Raw genomic sequence first — 26,840 nt, forward strand, 5'->3', positions numbered from 1 at the left:
GGGACTTAGATGCAGCTCGCGTATAGCACAAACGCCTTTACCCGCTTCGATTTGCCGGAATCACTCCGGCAAATCGCCTCGCTGGGATTCGCCGGCGTCGAGATACTTTGCGATCGTCCTCACTGGTTTCCGGGGCAGGTCGACCGCGGCGCGTTGGACGAAGTAAAGGCGATCTTGAACGAGACGGGACTGGGGGTAAGCAATCTGAATGCGAATACGGCCAATGGATACTATTCGCCTTCGCCGCCGGAAAACGTGTTCGAACCGGCTCTCACAAACCCGGACGAAAAGCTGCGGCGGTGGCGCGAAAACTACACCATCGAAGCTGTCCGGCTGGCCAGAGAGGTCGGCGCGCGCTGTGTGAGCGTGACCTCCGGCCGGCCGACGTCAGCCTGCGAACCGGAGCGGTCGATAGCCTATTTCGTCGAAAGCCTAGTCAGAATCTGTGGCGTGGCTGCCGATTACGGCGTTCGAATCGGCATCGAGTACGAACCGGGCTTGCTGGTCGAGCGGGCCTCCGAAGCGCTGGACGTGATCCGCGCCGTGGGTTCGCCTGTGCTCGGCGTCAACCTCGATATCGGCCACTCGTTCCTTGACGGCGAGCCTGTCGAGGAAACCGTTTCCGCTCTGGAGGGACGCATCTGGAACGTGCACGTCGAGGACATCAAAGACCGAAAACATTTCCATCGAGTTCCCGGCGACGGCGAACTGCCTTTCCAACGTTACTTGCACGCCTTGCGGGGTATCAGCTACGGGGGATTTCTTACCGTCGAACTCTACAGCTACCCCGATAAACCCGTGGAAGCGGGAAGCCGGGCGCTTGCTTATCTCACTGCGCTGTTGGGAGAAAACCCGTGATCGCCGAGAGAATCTGGCTGCCTTATTTGCAATTGGTGCGCATTCCCAACGCCTTTACCGCCGTTTCGAACAGCCTGGCAGCCCATCTGATTGCAACGGGTGGGCAGATACGCTGGGGAAGCTTGCTGCTTCTCATGCTGGCCTCGGCATTTCTTTATTCGGGCGGAATGGTCTTCAACGATTGTTTCGACTACGAGGAAGATCGCCGCGATCGTCCGTTCCGACCGCTCCCCTCCGGTCGAATCCCGATTTCGACGGCATGGTTGCTGGGGGGGCTGCTCCTGGCGTTAGGCGTCGTCTCCGCGGGGATGGTCGGCGAGACTCAGTTGTATTGGGCGCTCGCGCTGGCCGCGCTCATCTTTATCTACGACGGCTTGGCCAAAGGGAGTGCCGTCGGCGCCCTGGCGATGGGCGGCTGCCGCTATTTGAACTGGGTACTCGGGTTGTCCATCGTCGATCTCGACGGCGCGCTGCTGTCCGTGCCCTTGGTGATCCTGATTTACGTGATCAGCCTGACTCGGCTCAGTTCCATAGAGACGTCCGGATTCTCCCGAAGGCCTATCGTGCAGTGCATTGTAGGAGTCATCGGCGCCGCTCTGCTTCTTGTCGGTCTGGTTATGTCGGGAACGCTGCCGCACGCTTGGCCTTTGGTCCTTTTGGTGCTCGCTCTATGGAGCGTTCTGCGGGAACTGATAGCGACCTACCGCGAGCCGACACCGGAGAGCGTGCAGCGTTCCGTCAAGAGCCTGGTGCTGGGCATCATTCCGCTCGACGCTCTGCTCGCTTTCTGCGGCGGACCTTGGTGGGGTGGAGTACTGGTGTTATCCTTCGTTTTGCCAAGCCGCCTGCTCGCCCGGCATATCAGGGTTACATAAACAAGAATCGATCGCTCCCGTGGCAGGCTTTTTACCGGATTCATCAATGACTGAGATGTTGAACAGCCTGGTCAGCGCGATTGGCGACGTTTGCTCCGACCAGCAGAATGACTGGCTGCGGGAAGCGCTAACTAAACTCGAGAACAGCAAAGCGCTGGCACCCGATCTCGGCCGGTGTTCAACCCAGGCCCGCCGGCAGCTTGGCCGCCAACCGCTTGGCGCCGGATATTCGCCTTTGATTAGCTCAGTCGGGCCGGTCGCGATAGATCACTGGGAAAGCGGCGACGCAGGCCGTATTGCCATGATTCTTCTATGTTTGCAGCGGGAGCCGGAGCAGGCGGAGACGCTGGTAACGAGCCTTTTTCGCCAAGGGGATGAATCCGAGCGTGCCGCGATCGTCAGAGGGCTGGCACTGTTTCCTTCCGCCGATCGCTTGAAGTCCTTGGCGCTGGAAGCCGGACGTGCCAACAGCCTTGTACTGGTTTCGTCGATCGCACTGCTGAATCCTTATCCCGCGGCCTATTATTCCGATCGGGAATTCAATCAGATGGTGCTCAAGGCTCTCTTCGTACGCCTTAACGCCGATTTGATCTACGGTCTCGGACAACGCGTGAATTCCGAACTCTCGCGCATGTGCGAGGACTACGTCGACGAACTGTTGGCCGCCGATCGCGACGTGCCTCCGGAAATCTGGATGGCCCTTTTACCCTATGCCTCAGTGAAGGGTGTCGAGTTTGTACGTCGTTATCTTGACGACCCGAACCCACTGCATCGGTACTACTCGGCGAAGGCCATGGTGCAGTCGTTAAAGCGGTTTCCGGAGCTGCGCGCCGCGCTCGATCAGCGGTTTAGCCTCGAAACGGACGAGCACGTGCGGGAAATTCTAGGCGCCGCCGCAGGTGGTTGATATCAGTTGAAGTCCAGGAGTCTTTCATGCGCTATTTCGACCCTCACATCCATATGCTTTCCCGTACCACCGACGACTACGAGAACATGGCGGCCGCCGGCATAGTCGCCTTAGTGGAGCCCGCTTTCTGGCAGGGGCAACCGCGTACCCAGCCGGGCACTTTTATAGATTACTTCGACTCGCTCGTCGGTTGGGAGCGTTTCCGGGCCAGTCAGTTCGGCATTCGGCATTATTGCACTATCGGACTGAACCCGAAGGAAGCCAACAACACGGCTCTAGCCGAAGAGGTCATGAAACTCATACCGCTTTATTGCGAGAAGGACGGTGTCGTCGGCGTAGGCGAGATCGGCTACGACGACATGACCGACGGGGAAGAGCGATTCTTCGCCGAGCAGTTGCAAATCGCCAAGGACTTGAACCTGCCGGTGTTGGTGCACACCCCCCATCGGGATAAAAAGCGCGGCACCGAGCGAACCATTGCCCTCATTCGGGAGATGAACATGGATGAAGAAATGGTGTTGATCGATCATCTGAACGAGGAGACGCTGCCTTTGGTTTTGGAGACCGGCTGCTGGCGCGGGCACTCGGTATATCCGCACACCAAGATGAGCGAGGAGCGCATGGTGGCCCTGCTGCAGAAATACGGATTGGAAAAGATGGTCGTCAACAGCGCCGCTGACTGGGGGCGGAGCGATCCGCTCAAAGTGCCGAAGACGGGCGAAGCCATGCGTCAGGCCGGGTTCAACGAGGATCAGATCGAATACGTGCTGTACGTCAACCCAATCAACTTTTATGCGCAGAGTGGCCGCATTTCCCTGGAAGAAGTGGGACCTGTCAAAATCGACCAGACCCGACTCTGGGAGAACAATTCGGTGCTGCGCGGACAACTACCGGTCGTGCAGTGAGTGACGCATCTCGACCCAAATGGCATCGCCATGAGCTCACTTATTGCGCCAACGTTCACCCGGGAGAAACCTTCGACGAGGTTCGCCGCGTAATCAGCTATTCGGTCAACGGCGTGCGCGAGCGTCGCCGGATTGCATCCATGGGAACCGGGCTCTGGCTCAGCCAAAGCGTTGCGGCAGAGTTGCGGGAAATATCCCGGCAGGGCCTCGAATTTATCGATCTTCTCAATCGATGCAGGCTCGAACTCTTTACCTTGAACGGGTTTCCATACGGCGGATTTCACTCGATCTCGCTCAAGGAACGGGTCTACCTGCCCGCTTGGACGGAACCGGCACGTTACGATTACACCCTCGATCTCGCCCAATTGCTCGCGGCATGCTTACCGGAATGGCAAAGCGAGGCCACCATATCGACGGTTCCCCTTGGATACAGGTATGGGTGGACGATCGAGCAAACCCGAAAAGCGGCAGATACTTTGTGCAGACTTGCAGCAGCACTGGAACGGCTGCACGAAGTCAGCGGCAAACGTATCCGCGTGTGTCTGGAAATGGAGCCCGATGCCGCACTGGAGTCCACCGATGAAGCCATTGTTTTTTTTCAGCGCGATCTCCCGGAAGCGGCACAGCGCGCACGCCTGAAACCCGAACTGATTCGCGAGTACTTGGGCGTATGCCTCGATGTCTGCCACCAAGCCGTCATGTTCGAAGATGTTTCCGCGTCATTGGCTCGACTTCGAAACGCGGGCATTGAAATCGGAAAAATTCAGCTTTCCAGCGCATTGGAGGTCATCGACCCGTCGGACCCGGAAGTTCGGCAAGTTTTACAAGGTTTTGCCGAGCCGCGGTACCTTCATCAAGTACGTTCGCAACTTGGCGATGGACGGGTAATAGGTGCAAGGGATCTTCCCATCGTATTGAATGACTCCGCTTGGGCGACGCATGCACCTTGGCGTATTCACTTCCATGTCCCGTTACAAATCAGCGGGTTCGGAAATGGAGCATTAGGAACGACCCGTGATCAGATCGGTAAGGTGTTCGACTTTCTCAGGAACACGTCGGACTTAAAACCGCACCTGGAAATTGAAACCTATACCTGGCATGTTCTGCCCGAAGAGCTAAGACCCCAGACCGAGGACGGTCTTCTGACAAGCCTTGTGCAGGAAATTCAATGGGTCGAAGCAGAAATGAACGAGCGAGAGCTGCTTCATGGCTCGGAGTGTGATCAAGAAATAAGCATGTAAGACGAGGATATTCTTGATGCAACGGGTCTATCAAAGGGTAAAGGTCTGTGCCACGTCTCGATCCTGTCTAAGGACCTGTCTTCAAACCTAGCACTTGGTTAGAGCAGCGAGGTTTGAAAAGAATGTGGTCCAATGAGCGAGGCGGCCATGTGCCAAGCGACTTGAAAGATGCGTATTGTCCTTTCTTGATCCCATCCGGTCCCTTTGCGGGTGTTCCAGCCGGCACAAAAAGGGCGAGCCGCGGTTATGTGCCGCCGGCAATGAGGTGATCCCAAATCGCTTTCAATAAGGCATTAATTTTTGTAGGGTGGGTTAGGCCGCAAGGCCGTAACCCACCGAGCGACCTCGAATCGGTGGGTTACGCTGCGCTAACCCACCCTACGATTAATGTTCACTCGAATGCCGAATGGAATCAGACCGCTTGGTCGTGGCCTACATGCGCTTCAGAGAAACAACTCCATGCTCGGTTTTTTCCACCAACCCCTGCGCCAGCAGGTTTTTCCAATCGCGGCTTTCCGTAGCTGCAGAAACATTGCGGTAAATAGAGCGATACCAAAGATTGCGTTCATAAAGCTTAATTCCGCTCGGACGGGACGCCAAATATTCCAGTACCTGGTACTGTCGTAGGTTGATTTCTTTACTATTCAACAGCTTTTTAATGCTTCTAGTTTGGCCCCGACGCGAAACGTGAATGGTCCTGCCCGATGGGTTTCGACAGTGATGTCCGACATTGGTGAACACTTTTGTGCAAGTCAATATGCAAACGTATTATGTTGATTTTTTTATAAAAAAGAGAACTTCGCGCCAAATGATGCAAAGTTGTGTGCAAAGCATCTTGCTAGATGTCGCTTGTCACAAGACATGATCTTTTGATCAATCATCCGATAAAAACCCGGCCAAACCGGGTTTTCCGCCCGATAAACATAACCAAGAAGGAGAGTTAGCGGTGCTTCCCCCCTGTAATTTCCTGTATTGATCGTGTAACGCCCCGAGCGCATTCTCTCGCCGGAGTGGGCAGCGAAATCCATCCTGGGGATTTCGAGGGCGATCATTCGGTCTTTGCCGAGACTGCCGATCGAGGAAACGCTCCGAATAACGGCGGCCTGTGTATGGAGAAGTAAGGGGCCGTGAGGCCAACAACAGGGAGGAACGATGGCAAAGGACGACAGCACCGAATCCGGCAAGACGGCCGCGTCCTCTGATGAGGGGACGGCGCAGCATCAAGCTTCTATGTCATACGAATATTGGCTGGACATCGCCAGCGCGATCCTGCTGTCGGTTGCGGCTCTGGCTTCGTCGTGGGCCGGTTACCAGTCCAAACGCTGGAGCGGCGTTCAATCGACCAACTACAACACTTCCTCCATACGGTGGGTCCAAGCGACCCGCATGTCCACGTTCGCCTATCTTTACCGATCCGTCGACCTGGAGCTTTTCATCGAGTGGCTCAATGCCTATAAGGACGGCGACGAAGAACGGGCGAGATTTTTCGAACAACGCTTTCGACCCGAATTCAGGCCGGCCTTCGAAGCCTGGGTGGCCAGCCGGCCGCTGGAAAATGCTGCCGCACCCAGCTCGCCCTTCGTCCTGCCGGAGTACCGCCAGGAACTTTCCGACCGGGCTGCTCAATTGGAACAGGAAGCGGGGACAGCTTCCGATCAGGCCCAGGCAGCCAACCAGCAGGGCGACGACTATGTACTCACAACGGTGATCTTTTCCGCCGCCCTGTTCTTCACGGGCATCGCCGCGCATTTCAGTAAGTTTCGGGTCCGCGTCGCATTGTTGAGCATCGCCGGGGTGATGGTTTTGGTTGGGCTGGGCCAGTTGGCGACCTATCCGGTTAGGTAGAAAGGCGAAACCACTCGGCCGGCCGTTGGTAAACCGGGGATCAGGACGAAATCACAATCCTGCTCATCATCTGCTTAACGCATTTTCGGAGGATTTTTCTCGATGAAACCCAAAGTTGCCATCGCCTGCCAGGGAGGCGGAAGCCAAACCGCGTTTACGGCCGGCGTCTTCAAAGCCCTTGCGGAAAACAATGTTCAAGATCATTTCAACATCGTCAGCATTAGCGGAACCTCGGGCGGTGCCATCTGCGGTTTCATGCTTTGGTACGCCTTGAAACACGGCGAAAAACCCTTTTGCAAGCGGGTTTTGGATTTCTGGAACGACAATACCGCCCAGACGTATCAGGAACGCCTTTTCAATGATTCCGTTATCCACTCGCTTTATCTGACGGGAAAGGGACTGATGCCCCAGTACAACGTGAGCCCCTCGTCTCCGGTGGCGCGCAGTTCCTTTTCGGTTGCGACTCTCGGTATTCGGAACGAATTCACGGATCTTCGGACGCTGTTGGAAACCCATATCGATGCAGACAAACTGGCCGCTCTGGGTCAGCAAACGGAGCCGCCGATTCTGATCATAGGCGCTTGCAATGTGCTCACCGGCCGACTGCATAAGTTCAGTTCATACCTCGAGCCGATCAAAATCGATTATCTCCTCGCTTCGGCGTGCGTTCCCAGCATCTTCCCGGCGGTGTCGATTGGCGAAATGGCCTATTGGGACGGGCTGTTTTCCGACAATCCGCCGATTTCTACTTTGATCGATCCCCGGTTCGTCGGCGCTCGAAACATCCCCAATGAAATCTGGGTGATTAAGATCAATCCAACCACGGCCGATGAAATCCCGGTCGCGCCGGACGACATTCTTGATCGCCATAACGAACTGACGGGCAACATATCCTTGTTTCACAGTCTGCGCCAAATCGAGCGGATCAACGATTTCATCGTCGCAGGAGCGTTCAAGGACGAATTTTTGGCCGAATTCGATATCAAGGAACCAATAAAGATTCCTCGATCGTTCCCCGACGATCCGGACGCGCCCTACCATATCCCGAGAATAGAGATGTCGGTCGAATTGGCGAAAAGCTTGAATTACGAAAGCAAACTCGATCGCTGCCCCGAACATATCGCCCGTCTCGTCCAGGATGGCGAAGAGCAAGGACGGCGGTTTTTGGAATCAAGGTTAAAACAAACGAGTTCCCGTCCGCCGATGGACCCATAAAAAACCCGGCTACGGGGTGCGAGCCGGGTTGTCGCCGAAGACAATCACAAGAATTGATGCGACATATTCAGCGTAGACCAAATTCTCCGGACGGCAAACCGTAATATCCCGGAATACGCATTAATACGCATTCCCGCGCGGGTAACGGTGCGACAGAATGGCGCCGCCAACCAGGTTCACGGACGAACCGCCCCGACAAACGGGGCTTTTTTTATTCTCAATAAAAAACCCGGCCGAAGCCGGGTTAACTCAACACTCGTTGAAGTGGGAGGATAAGATATGCCGATAATCTTTAAGCAACGGTTGTGCCAGATATTGACCATCCGATAAGTGTTTGAACCATAGCGCAATTTTCGAAGGTATGATTCGGCCACGGAAAACGTATCCGCCGGCTATGCGCTAATATGGTGCCGCGCCGTCCATAGTGGTTCAGCGCGAACCGCAAATCCTCACGAAAAACTCAACGACTGCACTATAAGGGGCAAGCTTATGCCCCATCCGCGATCGTCTCGAATCTCCAAGAATCGTTTGGACGACGAGAACGGATTCGCCACCCGAATTTGTAAGAAGTCTCACAATTAATTACGGATTGTCGTGTTTGCCACTATCGGCATCGATCGGCATAAGTCCGCCAAGCGTTGATTTAAAGGCATTTTGGTCTGGATTTGTCATGGCATGAGGCATGCTTCCGAAGAACCAAATCATTGCCGAATGGCTGTACCCGAATGCGAATTCATCAAACCGAGGCCACCGGCAGTCGGTATTTCTCCACGAGTACTTTTCAAGCCGTCAACGGCGCACGAGCGAGATAGAGGTAGCGGGACCATGAGACATCAAGCGAGCTATGAGATTCTGGACCGCAAAGTTGAATCTCTCTCGGATTCGGACGCTCGGCCCGCGTCGGCCCCGTCGCCAAGACCGCCCTCCGGTTCCCGGGCGCAGAATCTATTCGCGGAATGGCGAGAAGACGTGGCCTGCGTTTTCGGCCGCGATCCCGCCGCCCGTACTCGCTTCGAAGTGTTGACGACTTACCCCGGCCTGCATGCCGTTCTCATACACCGCGTGGCCCATCGTCTGTGGCAACGCGGATTTTTTTACGGGGCGCGCTTGCTGGCGTTCTTGACGCGGCTTTGGACCAATATCGACATTCATCCCGGAGCGACCATCGGCCGCCGCTTTTTCATCGATCACGGAGCCGGGGTGGTCATAGGCGAAACGGCGGAAATCGGCGATGACGTCACGCTTTACCATGGCGTCACGCTGGGAGGTACGAGCTGGAACAAAGGCAAGCGCCACCCGACTCTGGGCGACGGCGTTCTGGTCGGCGCCGGCGCCAAGATTCTCGGGCCGATTACCCTGGGCGACAACGTGCGCGTAGGCGCCAATTCGGTCGTCGTCAAGGACGTGCCGGCAAACCGGACCGTGGTCGGCATTCCGGGGAGGATCGTGCAGCCCAAGGAAGGCGTTACCATGAATCCGCAGCGGATCGATCTCGATCATCACCACATCCCGGATGTCGTGAATCAGACCATGGCCGACATGAAGGCTCGCATCGAGTCGCTGGAAAATCTGGTTGCCGCGATGACTCCCCCTGAAAATGACCGTTTATACGCATTGCGAAACGTCGGCAATATAAGAGGTGGGCGGCTCTGAGCCTGGCTCGCCCGACGTGATGAGGATGGGACGAACTCCGACCTCGAATACAGCAAATCTCCGTCAATGTTGAACCGTTTATCGACGTGTCCCATGCCGCATTTTCCGTAGCTTGATCGAACCAGTCCCGCCGGTCCGATAGCGACCGGCATTGCCCTTCGGGGCTACCTATGACCAAGGCAGCCGTTCCGGATCGTAACCGGGCGGCCGAGGTCCATTTCCAAAGCCGAAACCGGGCATAAAACCTGCTTCATCCCATTAATCGAGTTCTGAAGTTGCCAGCGGAGGCTCATCAGAGCTGCATTCGAGCATATCAGGGAATTGCGGGCTAACCCCACCGTACGAGGCCGGCTATGTCAGCAAGAGAAGCAGCTAACCCATTGGAAAAGCAAAGGAATTTGGAGCTGATCACGATTTACGAGATCAGCAAGATTCTCAGCTCCTCCCTGGATCTCCATAAAACCCTCCGGGAGGCGCTCAACGTTCTTTCATCGCACATGCACATGCTGCGCTGCATGATCAGCTTGGTGCAGGACAACGCCGACGTGCATGTTATTGGGGCGGCGGGTTTGTCTCGCGATGAAATCGAGCGAGGACAATTCCGGAAGGGCGAAGGAATCGTCGGCAAGATCATCAAGACAGGCGTTCCCATCGTCGTTCGCAATATCGCCGAAGAGCCGCAGTTTCTCAACAGGACGGGCTCGCGCGATCTTTCGAGCGGGCAAAGGATCGCGTTCATAGGCATTCCGATCAAGGCCATGGGGGACACGATAGGCGTCCTCAGCGCCGACCGCGACATGACGACCTACCATGGGCATCTGGAGCACGACGTCCGTTTGCTCAAGATGGTGGCCAATCTGGTCGGCCAGGCGATCAGGCTCCACCAGCTCGTGGCTGCGGAACGCGAACAGCGGATCATCGAGCAGCACCGCTTGCAAAAGGCGGCCCAGCCCGTTCGAGGGCTGGTCAACGTCATCGGCCAGAGCCAGCGCATGCAAGAGGTGTTCGCCGATGTGGAACGGGCGGCCTCGGTTCATTCCACGGTGCTGCTGCGCGGCGAAACCGGGACCGGCAAGGAGATGATCGCGCACGCGATTCACCATCTGAGCGCGCGCAAAGACGGGCCTTTCGTGCGGGTCAATTGCGCCGCCTTGTCCGAGACCCTGCTGGAATCCGAGTTGTTCGGCCACGAGAAAGGATCTTTCACCGGCGCGACGCAGGAGCGAAAAGGCCGCTTCGAGCTGGCCCACGGCGGAACGCTGTTTCTCGACGAAATCGGCGACGTATCTCCCAATTTCCAGGTCAAGCTTCTGCGCGTGCTGCAGGAACGGGAATTCGAACGGGTGGGCGGCAATAAACCGATACAGGTCGACGTACGGCTGATCGTGGCCACCAACCGCAATCTCGAGGATGCGGTGCTCAAGGGCGAATTCCGGGCCGACCTTTATTTTCGGATCAATGTGATATCCATTCTCCTGCCGGCGCTGCGCGAACGGCGCGAAGACATCTTTCCATTGGCCGATCATTTCCTGGAACGCTTCAACCACGCCAATCAGCGCCAGCTCATGCTGTCGCCGGAGGCGAAACAGATCCTGGCGGAATGCTATTGGCCCGGCAACGTCCGCGAGCTGGAAAACTGCGTGGAGCGGACTGCGGCCATGTCCCGCGGCAAAACGATTCGCGACATCAATCTGCCATGCCAGAAAAACATGTGTTTTTCGCTGGCGCTGAGGCCGATCTCGCAAATGTCGAGCCCGGTTCCGGCCGTTTCCGCGGAAGCTCCCGCCGCAGCCGAACCCGATCACGATTCGCAAGCGGGAAGAGGAGTGCCGGAATTCAAATCGACGCGCGAAAGGCTGATCTGGGCGATGGAGGAGTGCGGGTGGGTGCAGGCCAAGGCCGCGCGGCTGCTCGGGATGACGACGCGGCAGATGCACTACGCTCTTCAGAAATACAACATCGAGATCAAGAAGCTTTAGAGCCTTTCCCAGTTGGCCGCCCGCCTTGAGTCCGTAGGATGCGGTGAGGCATGAACCGCATCGTTCGCGATGACCCAGGAATCGAAACCTGTTTGAAGTGAAAAGGCGCTAACGCTCGATCTCCGCTTCCTCGACGAGCTCCGGCGCTTGCGTAACGAAGCGGCGGGGGCATCGGTCGAGGCGATCGGCCCAGATTTTCAGCTTAAGCCATAGTCCGCTGACGAGCCGCCAGGCGATGACCCTTTCCCAGTAAACGCCGACCTCGACGGGAAATTCCTCCGCGTCGAAGCGGTCCTCGGTCAGCGTGAATTCATGCCGATAGAAGCATCGTTCTCCGGCATCATCGAATCCTAGCTCCTTGCAGGCATGAGCGAAGGTATCCACGTGGCGCTCGAAACTCACGGGCGCTATGGCTTGCCGGTGATAGTCGTCCGGCAGATCGGCGTTCCACTGAATGGTCATGGCGAACCCCCATCGAACAGGAAAGTTGTGCAGATTCGGCAGCCTGTCGAGTGCGATGCAAGCCCCGAACGCGCCCGATTCTACATTCTTACGCTATTTAGTAAAGGAAATAGCGAGCTCGCGATTTGTAAATAGCGGCGGGGGCTTCCAAATTTCGATGAACCCCGTTTTGTCGGAAATGCGCCTCGGGGTCGCGACAAGAGGAATACGAAGACAGGGTTTTGTCACGAACCTGACATAGCGAAAAATCGAATCAGGCGCTGGCGATTTCAAAAATATCCTTACAAAACAGTATTGTGCGTCTATATTGAGAATGGGCATCGTTATTGCTTGATGCTTGGCGACGGCTTTTTATTCTCATTGAGCGCGATGGATACCCAACTCGACTGGTCGGCCTATGACAGCTACGGTGCTGGCGACGCCTACGCGGCGGTACCTGCCGCGGGCGGCGCCTTCGGCAAGGCGGCGGCCGTCTGTATCGGCAACCGACAGTGCCAGCGCACCGAAAAGGGCGTGATGTGCCCGAGCTTTCGCGCCACTCAGGATGTCGCACACTCGACTCAGCACCGGGCTGCCACGCTCAAGGCTGCCTTGAACGGCGAGTACGGCGTTAAGCCTTTTGCCGGTCCGGAACTCGCCGAGGCAATGGATTTGTGCGTGGGCTGCAAAGGCTGCAAGCGCGAGTGCCCGAACGGCGTGGACATGGCGCTGCTTCGCGTCGAAACGCTCGCTCAGCGCTGGGCAGCGCTCGGCGGAGCGCCGTTACGCGAGCGTCTCTTCGCCCATATGCCGCGTTTCGCCCACCGGCTCGCGGCGCTGAATCCGCTGATTTCTTTCCGTGAACGCTTCCCCTTTTTGGCGCGATGGGTCGAACGCGTGTTTGGTATCGCCGCCAAGCGTTCGCTGCCGCGTGGCGCAGCCCGGAGTTTTCTTGCTTCTGCACCGAGAGAAGGCATCGGTGCTCCGGACGGCCGCGAAATCGTCCTGCTAGTGGATACCTTCTCCAACCATTTCGATACCGAAACCGCGGAGGCCGCGCTGGAAGTACTGCTGGCGGGAGGCTATCGGATACACATCGCGAGGCCGCCGGCCGGAGAACGGCCTCTATGCTGCGGGCGCACTTTTCTTTCTCACGGCTTGATCGCGGAAACACGGGCAGAGGCCCGGCGCATGGTCGAAACGCTGTGGCCCTATGTGGAGCGCGGGCTCCCCGTGGTCGGACTGGAGCCGTCCTGTCTCCTCATGCTGCGCGACGAGTATTACAGCCTCGGATTGGGGGAGAAGGTCGACAAGATCGCCAAGGCGGCGGTCCTCCTGGAAGAGTTTTTGGCCCGCGAACACGACGCCAAGCGCCTCAAGCTGGCGTTCAAATCCGTGCCTGGCGCGCGGGCGATGGTACACGGACATTGCCACCAAAAGGCCTTTGGCGCATTGAAAGCGATGCGGAAAGTCTTGGGTCTGGTGCCGGAACTCCAGGTCGAGTTCATCGAATCGAGCTGCTGCGGCATGGCCGGCGCCTTCGGGCTGGAGGCCGAACACTACGAAGTTTCCATGCGGATGGCCGAGCTCGCGCTGTTGCCGAAAGTGCGGGAGGCCGATACCGATACTTTATTGATCGCCAACGGTACCAGTTGCCGTCATCAGATTCGCGACGGTGCGCAACGCGAGAGCGTGCATTTCGCACGAGTGCTGCGGATGGCCTTGGCTACTTGAAGAAGAGGAGAGAAAAAAGCATGACGGTTGCATCGGGTTTTTTCGTGGATTGGGCCGGCAATGCCCGCCGGACCGAGGAGCCGGGCGGCGGTTACCGCTGCGAGGTCGATACCGTGGCGCGCTATGTCGCGGTGCTGTCCCAGAAAGGCACGCTCATCCATGAAGGCACCTTTTACAAGACCCTGGCGGACATGGAAGCGGCCGGAATCAAGGCCAAGCTGGTAGACGCCTCGGTCCCCTGGTAGGCGGTGACGGTGAGTTACACCAGCCTATGCAAGCACAGAAACCTCGGCGAAGGCGACATGGTGCCTTTTACCGTGGAAGGCCGCGAAATATTGCTGGTCTGGCCGGATGGCGGGGAACTCAAGGCCTTTCAAGGTACCTGCCCGCATCACAACGCCCGTTTGAAATACGGCGGGTTCAACGGACGGACCATCACTTGCACCTTCCATAACTGGGTGTTCGACGCGCGTACCGGCCAAGGCCTGATTCCGCCGCGCTGTGCGCTGGAAGAGTATCCGCTTCGGGTCGAAGACGGGATGGTTCAGGTCGATCTTTCGGAGTGCTCCCCGTCCTGATGCGGAGAGCGTTCTCACGAGTCTTGGGTTTTTTATTGGTATTAACTTGGGAAGACTGTTATGGCGAATTACGAAAAATTAAAGAATGACATGTCGATCTGCGACGGTGAAAGGGTCGGCGGGTATGCCAGTGCCTGCAGGGGCCAGCTCTACCGCTGCACGGCCTGCGGAGCCGTGGGCTGCCGGCAAGCCAAGGAACACGCCTGCAGCAAGCAGGGATTCAGCGTCGCGTTCAAGTGTTATGCCTGCGGCGCGATCGGAAAGGAAGAACTCGTCGCTTCTGGTCATGAGGCTAGCAAGAGCGCCGCGAGCACGCCGGCGCGAATGGAGAATACGGACTGACGGATACGGCAATCGGCGGAGGCGAGAACACGATGCGCGATTACTTGATGCTTTTGCTGGGGACTGCGTTGGTCAACAACGTGGTGCTGGTCAAGTTCCTGGGGCTGTGTCCCTTCATGGGCGTGTCGAAGAAGCTGGATTCGGCGCTCGGCATGGGTTTGGCGACCACCTTCGTGCTCACGCTGACCGCCGTGGCCAGTTGGCTCCTGGAGCACTACCTGCTGGCCCCCCTCGACATCGGCTTCCTCAGGATCCTGTCTTTCATCCTGGTGATCGCCGCCGTGGTCCAGTTCACCGAAATGGTGGTGCGCAAGACCAGCCCGGTGCTTTATCAGGTCCTCGGCATTTTTCTGCCGCTCATCACGACCAACTGCGCCGTGCTGGGAGTGGCCCTTCTGAACATCCAGCAGGAATACGATTTCCTGCACAGCGCCCTGTTCGGATTCGGTTCCGCCCTGGGATTCACCCTGGTCATGGTCATCTTCGCCGGCATTCGGGAGCGCCTGGCCCTCATGAGCGTTCCGGAAGCTTTCGCCGGCGTGCCGATCGCTTTCATCTCCGCCGGGATTCTGTCCCTGGCATTCATGGGATTCGCAGGACTCAACACACATTAGGCCAGCTTATGTACATCCTATTCGCCGTACTCAGTCTTACCGCTTTAGGACTTGCTCTGGGCTTCATGCTGGGCGCTGCCGCTCGCTACTTCAAGGTCGAAGACAACCCGCTGGTCGACGAGATCGAAAAGATGATGCCGGGCTCGCAATGCGGCCAATGCGGCTATCCCGGCTGCCGGCCGGCGGCGGAAGCCCTGGTGGCCGGCAAGGCGTCCGCCACGCTGTGTCCGCCCGGCGGAAAGGCCTTGGCCGAACAGTTAGCGAGCAAGCTCTCTCTGGACATCGACCTGGCCGGCGTGGAAGACCAGGTTCCCATGGTGGCGATAGTCAGCGAAGCGACCTGCATCGGCTGCACCCGCTGCTTCAAGGTGTGCCCTACGGACGCCATCGTCGGAGCGCCCAAGCAGATCCATGCCGTGGTCGCCGATGCCTGCATCGCCTGCGGCAAGTGCGTGGAGGTCTGCCCGACCGAATGTCTCGGGATGCAGCCCATCAAAACCACCTTGCGTAACTGGCGCTGGGCCAAACCCGATCTCGCTGCCGCGGGAGCCTGAAAATGGTCGTACTGGACATCAACGCGCTATGGCGCCGACGCAGCAAAATCAGGGGCGGTGTCCATCCGGAACCGCGCAAGGAATCGACCGCCGATAAACCCATAGTCACCGATTTCCCTTTGCCGGAACGGCTTTACCTGCCGCTGCAGCAGCACTTGGGGCAGCCTGCGGAACCGGTGGTCCGGGCCGGCGAAAAGGTGCTGAAAGGGCAGTTGCTCGCGGCGAGCCGGGGTGCGGTCTCGGCCTCGGTGCATGCCTCGACTTCCGGAACCGTGGCCGGCATCGAAGAATATCCGGCGCCGCATCCTTCGGGACTCCCGACCCCGACCATCGTTCTCGAACCGGACGGGGAGGATCGCTGGATCGAGGGGCCCGACGAAGCCGATCCGTTCGGCCTGACGCCCGAAGAGATCTGCGCCCGTGTCGACCAGGCCGGCATCGTCGGCCTGGGCGGAGCCGCCTTCCCGTCGGCGATGAAGCTGAACCTCGGATGGCGGACCCGGATCAACACGCTCATCATCAACGGCGGCGAGTGCGAACCGTATCTGACCTGCGACGATCGGCTGATGCGGGAGCGCGCCGCGGAGATCGTCGAGGGCGTCCGGATCATGCTGCACGGGTTGCAATGCCCGACCGCCCTGATCGCGATCGAGGACAACAAGCCGGAAGCGTATGCCGCCATGCTCGATGCGGCGAAAAAACACGGCCGCATCGAGGTCGTGCAGGTGCCGTCCCTGTATCCCATGGGCTGGGAAAAGAATCTCGTCACCCATCTGACCGGCAAGGAAGTGCCCGCGGGGGGGCGTCCCACCGACGTGGGCGTGCTGCTGCACAACGTCGCGACCGCTTATGCCGTGCAACGGGCCGTTCGTAACGGGCGGCCGCTGATCAGCCGGGTGGTTACGGTAAGCGGCGAAGCGGTGGAGTCGCCGCGCAACGTGGAGGCGCCGTTCGGTACGCTGTTGTCCGAGCTGCTCGCCTTCTGCGGGCACAAGCCCGAACGGACGGCCCGCTACGTGATGGGCGGGCCGATGATGGGCGATCATCTGCCTCACGTTCAAGTGCCCTTGGTCAAGCGCACCAGCGGCATCCTGGCGCTGACGCCCGAAGAAATCCAGGCCGCGGACGCTAGGCCCTGCATCCGCTGCGGGCGTTGCGTCTCGGCTTGTCCGGTCGGATTGCTGCCGCTGGAAATGATGACCCGCATCCGCGCCGGCCAGCTGGATGCCGCGGTGAGTTTCGGGCTTAGGGACTGCATCAGCTGTAGTTCATGTTCCTATGTCTGTCCGTCGCGAATTCCCCTGGTGCATTACTTCAAATATGCGAGCGGGGAATTGATGGCGCGCCAACAGGCCCAGCAGAAAACCGAACAGACCAATCGCCTGGCCGAGGAGAAGCGGCTGCGGCTGGAAAGGGCCAAACAAGCGGCTGCTGCGCGCAAGGCGCAGGCTTCCGCCAAGGAGGATGCGTCATGAGCAAGGTATACCTGCCCGTCGCTCCATTAACCGGCGCCGACCATCCGGTGCAAGCCATCATGGCGCAGGTGGTATTGGCGCTGTTGCCGGCTACCGCGTTCGGCCTGTTTCTATTCGGCTGGCCGGCCCTTTATCTATTTTTGACGACTGTCTTGTCAGCGGTGCTGTTCGAAGCCGTTTGCCTGAAGTTGGCAGGCAAACCGGCTTCGCTTTTTTTGTTGGACGGTTCCGCACTGTTGACCGGGTGGTTGCTGGCTTTGAGCCTTCCTCCCTGGGCGCCCTGGTGGATAGGCGTGACCGGAGCGGGTCTCGCCATCATCGTCGGCAAGCAGATCTACGGCGGCATCGGCCAAAATCTGTTCAATCCGGCGATGCTCGCGCGTGTCGCCCTGCTGGTGTCGTTTCCGCTGGAAATGACGACCTGGGTCCAGCCTGCGCCTCTATTCTCCGGGCACGCCCCCGGCCTGCTCCAGGCATTGGGAATCACCTTTGGCGGTGCCGGCATCGATGGTTTCGCCAGTGCGACCGTCATAGGCCATGCCAAGACCGAGTTGTCTCAAGGCAAAACGCTAGTCGAGGCGTTTGCGAACGGACAGTTCGGCCTGGCCGGAGCATGGCTGGGCTGGATTCCCGGCAGCCTTGGCGAAACCTCGGCCCTGCTGGTGGCGGTCGGCGGCGTATGGCTGCTTTGGAAGCGGATCATCACTTGGCACATCCCGGTAGCCTTGCTGGTCACCGTTGCCGGCCTCGCAACCATCTTCCACCTCATCGACGGCGATCGTTATCTCGGTCCGCTGTGGCACCTCGGAGCCGGCGGCGTGATGCTGGCCGCGTTCTTTATCGCAACCGATTACGTCACCTCGCCCGGCAGCCCAAAAGGGCAGCTGATTTTCGGTGCCGGCTGCGGGCTCTTGATCTTCGTCATCCGTACTTGGGGCGGGTTTCCCGAGGGCGTGGGCTTCGCCGTGCTGTTGATGAACGCGTTGACCCCGGTGATCGACTATTACGTCCGGCCCCGCATCTACGGGCGCGATTACAAGGGCAAGCCCTTGAAATTGCCGGAGGGTAAAGAATGATCGCCTTGAATAAAGAGACGCTTCTGCAATTTGCACTCCTGCGATGGCAAAGACTGCGCCGAAAGTTCGATGATCTGGATGCGCTTCGGCAGCGTTTGGACTATCAGACCTATTTGCTGGCCGTTTGCGCCCTGGCTGCCAGTCTGCTCTTAGGGATAGGCGATCTGATCACCAAAGAGGCGATCGCGGAGCGCCAGGCCGAAGATCTCCGGGCGACGCTGGGACAGGTGCTGCCGGAAGCGCTTTACGATAACGACGTGCTTGCAAGCCTGCGGGTGATTCCGTCTGCGGGAGAAGGGACCGGCCTTGATCGAACCGAGGTTTTCGTCGCCAAAAAAGGCGGCGAAGTCAGCGCCGTGGCGTTCAAGATGCTGGCTACCGGCGGCTATGCCGGCGACCTTACCCTGATGGTGGGCGTGGACCGCGACGGAAAAATCCTGGGCGTTCGGGTTATCTCGCATGCCGAGACGCCGGGCTTGGGCGATAAGGTCGAAACCTCCAAGTCCGGCTGGATTCTGGGGTTTAACGGCCGATCCCTGAGCAATACGTCCCCGCAAGGCTGGCGGGTCAAAAAGGACGGCGGCGACTTCGACCAATTCGCCGGCGCCACCATTACGCCGCGGGCGGTGGTCAAGGGCGTCGAAGGCGGGCTCAAATTCTTCGAGCGCCACCGCCAGGAGCTTTTAACGGCAACCGAGTAGCGGAGGAAAGCCGTCATGTCCGAATCCTTGAGCAGAATCGCCAAAGAAGGTTTGTGGAGCAACAACATCGTCTTCAGCCAGAGCATCGCTTTGTGCCCGCTCCTGGCGGTCACCGGCACGACCACCAACGGGCTCGGCATGGGGCTCGCCACGACCGCCGTTCTGATGGTATGCAATCTGTTGATTTCTTACGGCCGGCTGCTCATACCGTCGGAAATCCGAATTCCCGTCTTCGTGGCGCTGATCGCCATGGTCGTCACCCTGGTGGACATGCTGATGAACGCCTGGCTGCATGAATTGCACAAAGTGCTGGGGCTCTTTATTCCGCTGATCGTGACCAACTGCGCCATTCTCGGCCGGGCGGAAGCGTACGCTTCGCGCAAGCCGCCGGTTTACGCCCTGTTCGACGGGCTCATGATGGGGCTTGGGTTTACGCTGGCTCTGGTCGTCCTGGGCGCGGCTCGGGAAGTTAGCGGCTCGGGAACGCTGTTCGCCAATGCTTCCCTGCTGTTGGGGCAGGGGTTCGCCTGGCTGGAAACCACGCTGATCCCGGAGTATCGCGGATTCCTGCTGATGGCCTTGCCGCCGGGCGGTTTCCTGATGCTGGGTTTTATTCTTGCCGGAAAAAGATTGCTGGATAAGCGTTTGGCGCGCAGGCCGCTGCGAAACGCGGCGATCGAACAGCCTTTGGCCGAAAACGTCTAATTGGGTGAAGAGATATGCACGTCGGTGTATGTTACGCGGAAGCGGATCGCCAGGTATGGATGCGGCTGGAGGTCCCGGACAACAGCGTGGTGGAAGAAGCGATCCGCCGCTCGGGTATCTTGGAGTGCTTCCCGGAAATCGATCTGACCAGGCAAAAGGTCGGTATATTCGGCAAGCTGGTGAAGCTGGACAGTCCGATCAACGATGGAGACCGCATCGAAATTTACCGTCCCATCACGGCCGATCCGAAAACCGTCAAGCGTCGCCGCACCGCAAGCGATGACGACGATGATGATTGAGTGCGCCGCGTTTGGGCTACTTTTTCAATAACAATACAAACGGAGAACTTTCCCCGTGAAAGGCGACAGCAAGGTTATCGAATATCTCAACAAAGTCCTCACCAACGAACTGACCGCGATCAACCAGTATTTCCTGCACGCGCGGATGTTCAAGAACTGGGGCCTGCATAAACTCAACGAGAAGGAGTATCACGAATCCATCGACGAGATGAAGCATGCCGATCAGGTGATCGAACGCGTGCTATTCCTCGAAGGCCTGCCGAACCTCCAGGATTTGGGGAAGCTCAAGGTCGGGGAGCACACCGTGGAAATGCTGGAATGCGACTTGGCCCTGGAAATGGACGCCATTCCGTTGCTGCGCGAGGCGATTGCCTATTGCGAGCAGGTCAACGATTACGTGAGCCGTGAACTCCTCGAACACATTCTCGAAAGCGAGGAGGAACATGTCGATTGGCTGGAAACGCAATTGGGTCTGATCGCCAAGATCGGCATCCAGAATTACGAGCAGTCGATGATGTAAACGCTATCGCATGCGAAAGGCGAACTCGGGCGGTCGTTGACCGCCTTTTTTTTGTCCGCTTTTAAACAAATTCCCATGAATGTTGGCTGCTTTGTATTTGTCCGGACATTCCCATGCCGGTTGGAATGAATCTATCCACTTGAATATAAAGGCATATATGGATGGTACGCGGATTGCACTGTAAACCATCGGTACTAGGTTCAACGGATGTTTCGGCTCTGACGGTCAAGCCGCACGATGAGGAAGTGCCGCTATGCCCGCACTGAGACGGAACAGCGCGAATAGACAGACAGGAGCAAGCCATGCAGACAGTGCAGCATCAATCGGGTGCCGAGGGCGTCGACACGCACGCCGGAGCGGACGTAGACGAAATCATGCAAAAGGTCGCCGAGCATAAAGGCTGCGGGACCTCGGGAGGATCCGGGAAAGCCAGTTGCGGTTCCGGTGCGGGCGAAAACGACCTGCCACCCGAAATCTGGGAGAAGGTCAAAAACCATCCATGTTACAGCGAGGAGGCCCATCACCATTACGCGCGCATGCACGTAGCGGTGGCTCCGGCCTGCAATATCCAATGCAATTACTGCAATCGGAAATACGATTGCGCCAATGAAAGCCGTCCGGGCGTGGTGAGCGAGAAACTCACTCCGGAACAGGCCGCGAAGAAGGTTCTGGCGGTGGCGTCCACCATTCCCCAGATGACCGTGCTCGGCATCGCCGGTCCCGGCGATCCTCTCGCCAATCCGGAGAAGACCTTCAAAACCTTCGAACTGATAGCCAAAACGGCGCCGGACATCAAGCTGTGCGTGTCCACGAACGGCCTGGCGCTGCCCGACCACGTGGAGCAGCTTTCCAAGTACAACATCGATCACGTCACCATCACCATCAACATGATCGACCCGGAAGTCGGGGCCAAGATCTATCCCTGGATCTACTACAAGAAAAAGCGCTATCACGGCGTCGAAGCGGCCAAGATCCTGACCGATCGGCAATTGCAAGGGCTCGAGATGCTGACCGAGCGCGGCATCCTGTCCAAGATCAATTCGGTGATGATCCCGGGGATCAATGACCAGCACCTGGTCGAAGTCAACAAAGCCGTCAAATCGCGCGGCGCGTTCCTGCACAACATCATGCCGCTCATCTCGGCGCCCGAGCACGGCACGGTGTTCGGCCTGACCGGTCAGCGCGGCCCCACGGCCCAGGAGCTCAAGGCGCTGCAGGACAGCTGCGAGGGCGAGATGAACATGATGCGCCACTGCCGCCAGTGCCGAGCCGACGCGGTGGGGCTGCTGGGCGAGGACCGCAGCGCCGAGTTCACCACCGACAAGATCATGGAAATGGAAGTCAGTTATGACCTCGAATCCCGCAAGGCCTATCAGGCGGCGGTGGAGAAGGAGCGTGACGCGGTGGTCGCGGCCAAGAAAGCCGAGATGGAATCCCTGGCGGGCGAGCATTCCGACATCAAGATGCTCATCGCCGTGGCCACCAAGGGTGGCGGCAAGGTCAACGAGCATTTCGGACACGCCAAGGAGTTCCAGGTCTACGAGCTCTCGACCGCGGGCGCCAAATTCGTCGGCCACCGCCGGGTCGATCTTTACTGCCAGGGCGGCTATGGCGAGGAAGATTCTCTCGCGACCATCATCCGCGCCATCAACGACTGCCACGCGGTATTCGTGGCCAAGATCGGCGGCTGTCCGAAGAACGATCTGAAGGCGGCCGGCATCGATCCCGTCGATCAATTCGCGGGCGAGTTCATCGAGCAATCCGCGATCGCCTACTTCAAGGATTATTTGGACAAGGTGAAAAGCGGCGAAATCGAGCACGTGGAACGCGGCGACGCGCAAATCCGCCAGGGTGCGCTGACCTCCGCGGAAGCGGCTTAGAGCTACCGTTTTCCGGTATTCACCCGCCTTTCGGGACGGCTAGTCCCGGAAGGCGGCCCCACCACTGACAGAGGAGTAAACACATGGCCTACAAGATCGTGAAAGACAACTGCACCGGTTGTTCCGCTTGCGAGCCCGAATGCCCGAACCAGGCGATTTCCGAGACGAAGGACGGTCTTTTCGTCATCGACCCCGCCAAGTGCACCGAGTGCATCGGGCATCACGACGAAGCGCAATGCGTCGCCGTCTGCCCCATCGACGACACTTGCATCATCGACGACAACTATCCCCGTTACCAAGCGGCCTAGGTGGATACCATGGATCTGACTATTACCCCGACTGCGGAAAAGTTCATCCGGCGCATGGTGCGCTTCGGCGGCGTCGGTGAAGACGCTGGGTTTCGCCTGTCGGTGAGCCCCGGCGGCTGCTCCGGCCTGGCATCGGAATTCAGCGTGGAAGCCGAGCCCAAGGCGGGCGACGCCGTGGTCGTAGTTAACGGCCTCAAACTGTTCCTGCCGGCGGAAAGCCGTTTGCTGCTGGAGGGCGTCACCATCGACTTTTCCGAGACGCCGACGTCCAGCGGATTCGTGTTCCACAACCCCAATTCGACGGGTTGCGGCACTTGTAGCAGCAGCAGTTCGGCGGGCGCAGCGACGGTGTCGGTGTCCTCCATCCAGGTCAAGAGCAGTCATTGACGGACGGTTGCGCCGACATGCAGAACAGTTTCGCGCAAGCACAATCCTCAGAGGCGCCATCGCTCATGCCGGATGCTTCGGACTTCGGACTTGGTATAGATGCCGCCGCGGCAGCCTGCCTGGGCTCGGGATTGCCCGAAGAGGCCGAGCGGCATCTGCGCCAGGCCGGGCTTAGCTACCACCGGGACGAGGAAGCGCTTGCGCACCTGCAAGCCGCCTGGCAGGCGGCACCTGGCCACGCCGCCGTGTATATCGGCCTGTACCGGTTCTATTTTTACAAGAACCGGTTGCAGGAGGCCCTGGACGTTGCCCGCGACTGTCTGAAGAAAGCCGCTCTCGACAACGGCTTGCCGGAAGACTGGCGTGCAGCGAAAGCGACGGACGCCGATTTCGGCAGCTTTGACGCGATTCTGCCCCGATTCTTCCTGTTTACCCTTAAGGGTTACGGTTATCTGAATCTGCGATTGGGACAGATTGAGGAAGGGCGGGCCGCCGTCGAGAAACTGGTCGAACTCGACCCGGGCGACAAGCTCGGCGGCAAGGTGCTGCTGGATGTCCTTGAGAGGCAAGCCAATGGGGACGACGACTGAAATCGACGAAGCCCGCGACTGGCACGGCAATCTGCTGGACTGCTCCGGATGCGAGCGCCTTGCGGAATCGGCGAATGGGCGGTGCCGATTGGGCCATGCTTGCGTGCATGACCGTTACGCCCGCCGTATCGACCGGTTCTTCCGGTGGAATCCGCATCTCGCCAAGGAGTATCTGGAGCACCCGTATTTCGAGACGCGGGCCGTGGCGGCGAAATACGTGGAGGTGTTTCAGTTGCCGCGCCTGATCGCGGACCCGGACGAAACCGTGCGGCAGAGCGTAGCGCAGCGCCTGCCGCTTCGCTCCCGGCATCTGAAGGCGCTCGGCCGGGACCCGCATCGGGAGGTGCGCATCCGGGTGGCGGAACGCCTGGAGCTTAGTGATCTCGCCTCGATGATCGACGATCCCGACTACTACGTCAGGCAGATCGTAGCCCGGCGTCTTCCGCCGAGCATGCTGGTTCGGATGCTGCACGATCCGGATCGGGAAGTGCGCAAGGTCGTGGCGCGGCGCGCAGGCGCCGAATGGCTGCACACGATGGCGAAAGACCCGGAACTGGACGTGCGGCTGGAAGCGATTAGACGCATGGATGCCGGTCAACTGAAACATTATCGGGACGACCCCGACTGGCGCGTGCGCTACGAGGTCGCCAGCCGGCTGGATCTCGCCGAGCTCGCGCCGATGCGCGGCGATTCCGACGCCACGGTGCGGGACTTGGTCGAGCAGCGCCTCGCCGGGCGGCACGATGCCGATGTTTTACCGGAAGCTTGTTAAACCACAATCACTCATCGAGGAGCGATATGGCTACCACTATTGTACGCGACAGCGATGTCAACGAATTGAACGATCCGCCGCGCTTCAAGTTCGGCGAAAAGGTGAAGTCGAAAAAGGTGGTCCGGAACGACGGCACGTTTAACGGCCGCGATATCGGCGAGGTCCTGGTCAAGAAAGGTGAGGTGGGATACATCAAGAGCATCAACACCTTCCTTCAACAGTTTTACATCTACGCCGTGGATTTTCCGGAACGGGGTTACGCGGTGGGCATGAAGGGCCGCGAAATCGAATCCCTGGACAATCCGCCGCCCCCGAAAACCGTTCCGGTTCCCGAAGGAGGGGAGACGGCATGATCGAGCCACGCACACCGATTTATCAATGGGGACAGAAGGTCTGGGCGGAAACGGATCTCTTCAACGACGGCACTTATCCTGATCGCGAGCCGGGGGCCTTGCTGGTGGCAGCGGGCAGCGAAGGCGAGATCGTGCAGGTGGGATTCCACGAGGAAGCGAAAATTCCCGTGTACCTGGTCGAGTTTCCGAACGGCTGCGTCGTGGGCTGCTTAGAAGAGGAGCTTCGATCCGACCAAGCCCGAGGGCAGGTGGCCGGGATTCTGTAGACGGCATACGCATTACGCTGGTTCCCGACTTCTGGTTGGGAACCGGATCTTTAGGAAGCTCCGGCTTCCTGTGTCGCGAAGCGGGAGCTTCTCGAGGCCGCGTTCCCGAGCGGGAGCTTGGGAACGAGCGAGAGCGAACGGACGGAACATGGACGGAAAGAGTTGTGCGGAGGTCTTGATCCGATGAACGGCAATCTTGCGGTATCCAATTTGATGTCCGTGTGTCCTCATCCCAACGAGGTGGATCGGAAGCGTATCGACCGCGCGCTCGGGAAGCGCAAGCGCTACCGCTACGTGACTCCGGTGGTCCGTCCGATCGAGGCCGGATATGAAATCGTCAGCCCGTGCTGCTCGCGGAACATCGATCCCGATGGCGGGGTGATCGATATCGCCCGGCTGGAATTTCAGGATAGTTCGCGGTGCTGGAGGCTGTACCGCAAGGATCACAAGGCGGGCCTATGGATCGAGCACGGCGAATACCACGCCTTGTCTCAGATTCTCGAACTTTTGAACGAAGACCCGGATAGGCAGTTCTGGCAATGAGCGACCCAATCATTTATCTGGACAACAACGCCACCACGGCGGTAGCGCCGGAGTGCGCCGACGCGATGGCCCGGTGTCTCAGGGAGAGTTACGGCAATCCGTCCAGCAAGCACCGGGCCGGCGAAGCGGCCAAGGTCGAGAGCATCGCCGGCCGCGCCAAAGTGGCGGCGCTCCTGGGCGCCACGCCGCCGGAAATCGTCTTTACCAGCGGCGGCACCGAGGCCAATCACCAGGCTGTTCTGGGAGCGCTCGCCCTGTCGCCGGGGCGGCGCCACATCGTCACCAGCCGGGTGGAACATCCGTCAACGCTGGCCCTATTGCGCCATCTCGAATCCCAGGGCGTGCGGGTGACCTATTTGCCGGTGGACGGACAGGGGCGGCTCGATCTCGGAGAACTCGAACGCGCCCTGACCGAGGATACGGCCCTGGTTTCGCTGATGTGGGCCAATAACGAGACCGGCGTCCTGTTCCCCGTCGAGGAAGCCGTGGCGATAGCCCAGGCCAGGGGCGCGCTGTTTCATACCGACGCGGTTCAGGCGGTCGGCAAGACGCCCATCGATTTAGCCCGAGTTCCGGTGGATTTCCTGTCCTTTTCGGGCCACAAGATTCATGCACCCAAAGGCATTGGCGTGCTGTTCGTGCGCAAGGGCCGAAAGCTTCCGCCGCTTTTGTTCGGACACCAGGAGCGCGGGCGCCGCGGCAGCACCGAGAACGTGCCGGGGATCGTCGCCCTCGGGGTGGCGGCCGAATTGGCCGCAGCCGCTCCGGCAAACTCCGGGTCCCGGATCGGGGCTTTGCGCGATCGTCTCGAGGCGGAACTGCTGGCGCGTATTCCCGGTGCCTTCGTTAACGGCGGCGGCGCCGAGCGGGTGGCGAACACCACCAGCCTGTGCCTGGGAACGATCGAGGCCGAGCCGGTTCTCGACAAGCTCGACCGGGCTGGAATCTGCGCCTCGGCCGGAGCGGCCTGCACCGCCTCCGGAACCGAACCCTCGCACGTGTTGACCGCCATGGGCTTGGCCCCGGAAGCCTCGCTGGCCACGATCCGCTTCTCCTTGAGCCGCTATACCACGGCAGAGGAAATCGACCGGATCATAGCGGTGCTTCCGGAAATCGTCCGAATGTTCGAGGCGGAGGCCGCATGACTCCTAGGAGCACCGGCCTTTGTCTCCCCTCACAGCGTGAGAAAGGGCAAGACGTAGGATGCGCTGAGGTACGAAGCGC

At 59.1% G+C, this 26,840-nt stretch carries 33 protein-coding genes; 30 read left to right on the forward strand and 3 right to left on the reverse strand.

What is annotated here, in order from left to right; all coding sequences use genetic code 11:
* Positions 1-9 precede the first annotated feature (9 nt).
* From ACR2R1_RS22425 to eboE, 5 genes are read left to right on the forward strand one after another with little or no spacing between them, the layout of a single operon-like run.
* Positions 10-858 carry a sugar phosphate isomerase/epimerase family protein gene (locus ACR2R1_RS22425; RefSeq protein ID WP_434112035.1) on the forward strand — a complete coding sequence of 283 codons (849 nt, stop codon included), beginning with the start codon at positions 10-12 and terminating at the stop codon, positions 856-858.
* A complete protein-coding gene (locus tag ACR2R1_RS22430; protein ID WP_434112037.1) occupies positions 855-1,733 on the forward strand; it encodes a UbiA family prenyltransferase in 879 nt (292 codons plus the stop codon). Before ACR2R1_RS22425 ends, ACR2R1_RS22430 begins: the two co-directional genes overlap by 4 nt.
* Before the next feature lie 46 nt (positions 1,734-1,779).
* Positions 1,780-2,640, forward strand: a complete 861-nt coding sequence (locus tag ACR2R1_RS22435) for an EboA domain-containing protein (protein ID WP_434112039.1) — start codon at positions 1,780-1,782, stop codon at positions 2,638-2,640.
* A gap of 26 nt (positions 2,641-2,666) precedes the next feature.
* Positions 2,667-3,545 carry a TatD family hydrolase gene (locus tag ACR2R1_RS22440; protein ID WP_077729012.1) on the forward strand — a complete coding sequence of 293 codons (879 nt, stop codon included), beginning with the start codon at positions 2,667-2,669 and terminating at the stop codon, positions 3,543-3,545.
* On the forward strand, positions 3,542-4,786 hold the full coding sequence (gene eboE / locus ACR2R1_RS22445) for a metabolite traffic protein EboE (protein WP_434112042.1): 1,245 nt from the start codon (positions 3,542-3,544) through the stop codon (positions 4,784-4,786). The genes ACR2R1_RS22440 and eboE overlap by 4 nt, the downstream gene beginning before the upstream one ends.
* 432 nt (positions 4,787-5,218) lie before the next feature.
* Here eboE and ACR2R1_RS22450 read toward each other — a convergent pair whose 3' ends face one another.
* Both ACR2R1_RS22450 and ACR2R1_RS22455 read right to left on the reverse strand, forming a co-directional pair.
* Positions 5,219-5,434 (reverse strand): hypothetical protein, encoded by a 216-nt coding sequence (locus ACR2R1_RS22450; RefSeq protein WP_434112044.1) that lies wholly within the window; start codon positions 5,432-5,434, stop codon positions 5,219-5,221.
* Positions 5,435-5,568: 134 nt separating this feature from the next.
* Positions 5,569-5,838 carry a hypothetical protein gene (locus tag ACR2R1_RS22455; RefSeq protein WP_077729014.1) on the reverse strand — a complete coding sequence of 90 codons (270 nt, stop codon included), beginning with the start codon at positions 5,836-5,838 and terminating at the stop codon, positions 5,569-5,571.
* 100 nt (positions 5,839-5,938) lie between these two features.
* On the opposite strand from ACR2R1_RS22455, the gene ACR2R1_RS22460 reads away from it, so the two are divergent.
* The 4 genes from ACR2R1_RS22460 (at position 5,939) to nifA (ending at position 11,478) form a co-directional block, all read left to right on the forward strand.
* The gene (locus ACR2R1_RS22460) at positions 5,939-6,631 is read left to right on the forward strand and encodes a hypothetical protein (RefSeq protein WP_077729015.1); all 693 of its coding nucleotides are present in this window, start codon (positions 5,939-5,941) and stop codon (positions 6,629-6,631) included.
* A gap of 102 nt (positions 6,632-6,733) precedes the next feature.
* Positions 6,734-7,846, forward strand: coding sequence for a patatin-like phospholipase family protein (locus ACR2R1_RS22465; RefSeq protein ID WP_077729016.1), 1,113 nt, complete (start codon positions 6,734-6,736; stop codon positions 7,844-7,846).
* A gap of 825 nt (positions 7,847-8,671) precedes the next feature.
* Positions 8,672-9,499 (forward strand): serine O-acetyltransferase, encoded by an 828-nt coding sequence (cysE, locus tag ACR2R1_RS22470; protein WP_077729017.1) that lies wholly within the window; start codon positions 8,672-8,674, stop codon positions 9,497-9,499.
* 353 nt (positions 9,500-9,852) lie between these two features.
* A complete protein-coding gene (gene nifA, locus ACR2R1_RS22475) occupies positions 9,853-11,478 on the forward strand; it encodes a nif-specific transcriptional activator NifA (protein WP_086135363.1) in 1,626 nt (541 codons plus the stop codon).
* A gap of 108 nt (positions 11,479-11,586) precedes the next feature.
* Here the strand turns inward: nifA and ACR2R1_RS22480 are convergent, their stop codons facing one another.
* Positions 11,587-11,940 (reverse strand): hypothetical protein, encoded by a 354-nt coding sequence (locus ACR2R1_RS22480; RefSeq protein WP_077729019.1) that lies wholly within the window; start codon positions 11,938-11,940, stop codon positions 11,587-11,589.
* 369 nt (positions 11,941-12,309) lie between these two features.
* On the opposite strand from ACR2R1_RS22480, the gene ACR2R1_RS22485 reads away from it, so the two are divergent.
* From ACR2R1_RS22485 to ACR2R1_RS22585, 21 genes are all read left to right on the forward strand, one after another.
* Positions 12,310-13,653, forward strand: coding sequence for a (Fe-S)-binding protein (locus tag ACR2R1_RS22485; RefSeq protein ID WP_434112047.1), 1,344 nt, complete (start codon positions 12,310-12,312; stop codon positions 13,651-13,653).
* A 20-nt stretch (positions 13,654-13,673) separates the two neighbouring features.
* On the forward strand, positions 13,674-13,898 hold the full coding sequence (locus tag ACR2R1_RS22490) for a hypothetical protein (protein ID WP_077729020.1): 225 nt from the start codon (positions 13,674-13,676) through the stop codon (positions 13,896-13,898).
* A gap of 9 nt (positions 13,899-13,907) precedes the next feature.
* Positions 13,908-14,231 carry a Rieske 2Fe-2S domain-containing protein gene (locus ACR2R1_RS22495; protein ID WP_434112049.1) on the forward strand — a complete coding sequence of 108 codons (324 nt, stop codon included), beginning with the start codon at positions 13,908-13,910 and terminating at the stop codon, positions 14,229-14,231.
* Between the two features lie 60 nt (positions 14,232-14,291).
* Positions 14,292-14,573, forward strand: coding sequence for a hypothetical protein (locus tag ACR2R1_RS22500; RefSeq protein ID WP_434112051.1), 282 nt, complete (start codon positions 14,292-14,294; stop codon positions 14,571-14,573).
* A gap of 32 nt (positions 14,574-14,605) precedes the next feature.
* Positions 14,606-15,187: an electron transport complex subunit RsxA gene (gene rsxA / locus ACR2R1_RS22505; protein WP_077729022.1), complete on the forward strand. Its 582-nt coding sequence runs from the start codon at positions 14,606-14,608 to the stop codon at positions 15,185-15,187.
* Positions 15,188-15,195: 8 nt separating this feature from the next.
* Positions 15,196-15,741 (forward strand): electron transport complex subunit RsxB, encoded by a 546-nt coding sequence (rsxB, locus tag ACR2R1_RS22510; RefSeq protein ID WP_133718216.1) that lies wholly within the window; start codon positions 15,196-15,198, stop codon positions 15,739-15,741.
* 2 nt (positions 15,742-15,743) lie between these two features.
* Positions 15,744-17,216 carry an electron transport complex subunit RsxC gene (gene rsxC, locus ACR2R1_RS22515; RefSeq protein ID WP_434112053.1) on the forward strand — a complete coding sequence of 491 codons (1,473 nt, stop codon included), beginning with the start codon at positions 15,744-15,746 and terminating at the stop codon, positions 17,214-17,216.
* Positions 17,213-18,292 (forward strand): RnfABCDGE type electron transport complex subunit D, encoded by a 1,080-nt coding sequence (locus tag ACR2R1_RS22520; protein WP_434112055.1) that lies wholly within the window; start codon positions 17,213-17,215, stop codon positions 18,290-18,292. The genes rsxC and ACR2R1_RS22520 overlap by 4 nt, the downstream gene beginning before the upstream one ends.
* Entirely contained in the window at positions 18,289-18,993 is a 705-nt protein-coding gene (rsxG, locus tag ACR2R1_RS22525) for an electron transport complex subunit RsxG (protein WP_156879315.1), read from the forward strand. The genes ACR2R1_RS22520 and rsxG overlap by 4 nt, the downstream gene beginning before the upstream one ends.
* Positions 18,994-19,008: 15 nt before the next feature.
* Entirely contained in the window at positions 19,009-19,698 is a 690-nt protein-coding gene (locus ACR2R1_RS22530; RefSeq protein ID WP_077729027.1) for an electron transport complex subunit E, read from the forward strand.
* Between the two features lie 14 nt (positions 19,699-19,712).
* On the forward strand, positions 19,713-19,997 hold the full coding sequence (locus tag ACR2R1_RS22535; protein ID WP_077729028.1) for an RnfH family protein: 285 nt from the start codon (positions 19,713-19,715) through the stop codon (positions 19,995-19,997).
* Between the two features lie 55 nt (positions 19,998-20,052).
* On the forward strand, positions 20,053-20,517 hold the full coding sequence (gene bfr / locus ACR2R1_RS22540) for a bacterioferritin (protein WP_077729029.1): 465 nt from the start codon (positions 20,053-20,055) through the stop codon (positions 20,515-20,517).
* A gap of 302 nt (positions 20,518-20,819) precedes the next feature.
* On the forward strand, positions 20,820-22,397 hold the full coding sequence (nifB, locus tag ACR2R1_RS22545) for a nitrogenase cofactor biosynthesis protein NifB (RefSeq protein ID WP_156879316.1): 1,578 nt from the start codon (positions 20,820-20,822) through the stop codon (positions 22,395-22,397).
* Between the two features lie 83 nt (positions 22,398-22,480).
* Entirely contained in the window at positions 22,481-22,705 is a 225-nt protein-coding gene (locus ACR2R1_RS22550; RefSeq protein ID WP_077729030.1) for a 4Fe-4S binding protein, read from the forward strand.
* Positions 22,706-22,714: 9 nt separating this feature from the next.
* Complete coding sequence (locus ACR2R1_RS22555; RefSeq protein WP_077729031.1) at positions 22,715-23,092, forward strand: HesB/IscA family protein; 378 nt, start codon at positions 22,715-22,717, stop codon at positions 23,090-23,092.
* 17 nt (positions 23,093-23,109) lie between these two features.
* The gene (locus ACR2R1_RS22560; RefSeq protein ID WP_240502427.1) at positions 23,110-23,682 is read left to right on the forward strand and encodes a tetratricopeptide repeat protein; all 573 of its coding nucleotides are present in this window, start codon (positions 23,110-23,112) and stop codon (positions 23,680-23,682) included.
* On the forward strand, positions 23,666-24,454 hold the full coding sequence (locus ACR2R1_RS22565; protein ID WP_077729032.1) for a 4Fe4S-binding leucine-rich repeat protein: 789 nt from the start codon (positions 23,666-23,668) through the stop codon (positions 24,452-24,454). The genes ACR2R1_RS22560 and ACR2R1_RS22565 overlap by 17 nt, the downstream gene beginning before the upstream one ends.
* Positions 24,455-24,480: 26 nt before the next feature.
* Positions 24,481-24,807 (forward strand): nitrogen fixation protein NifZ, encoded by a 327-nt coding sequence (locus ACR2R1_RS22570; protein ID WP_077729033.1) that lies wholly within the window; start codon positions 24,481-24,483, stop codon positions 24,805-24,807.
* The gene (locus tag ACR2R1_RS22575; protein ID WP_077729034.1) at positions 24,804-25,073 is read left to right on the forward strand and encodes a nitrogen fixation protein NifZ; all 270 of its coding nucleotides are present in this window, start codon (positions 24,804-24,806) and stop codon (positions 25,071-25,073) included. Before ACR2R1_RS22570 ends, ACR2R1_RS22575 begins: the two co-directional genes overlap by 4 nt.
* 183 nt (positions 25,074-25,256) lie before the next feature.
* Positions 25,257-25,616 carry a DUF3024 domain-containing protein gene (locus ACR2R1_RS22580; protein ID WP_077729035.1) on the forward strand — a complete coding sequence of 120 codons (360 nt, stop codon included), beginning with the start codon at positions 25,257-25,259 and terminating at the stop codon, positions 25,614-25,616.
* The gene (locus ACR2R1_RS22585; RefSeq protein ID WP_077729036.1) at positions 25,613-26,761 is read left to right on the forward strand and encodes a cysteine desulfurase family protein; all 1,149 of its coding nucleotides are present in this window, start codon (positions 25,613-25,615) and stop codon (positions 26,759-26,761) included. The genes ACR2R1_RS22580 and ACR2R1_RS22585 overlap by 4 nt, the downstream gene beginning before the upstream one ends.
* Positions 26,762-26,840: the final 79 nt, after the last annotated feature.

This window comes from Methylocaldum sp. GT1TLB (assembly GCF_051027445.1).
GTDB lineage: Bacteria > Pseudomonadota > Gammaproteobacteria > Methylococcales > Methylococcaceae > Methylocaldum.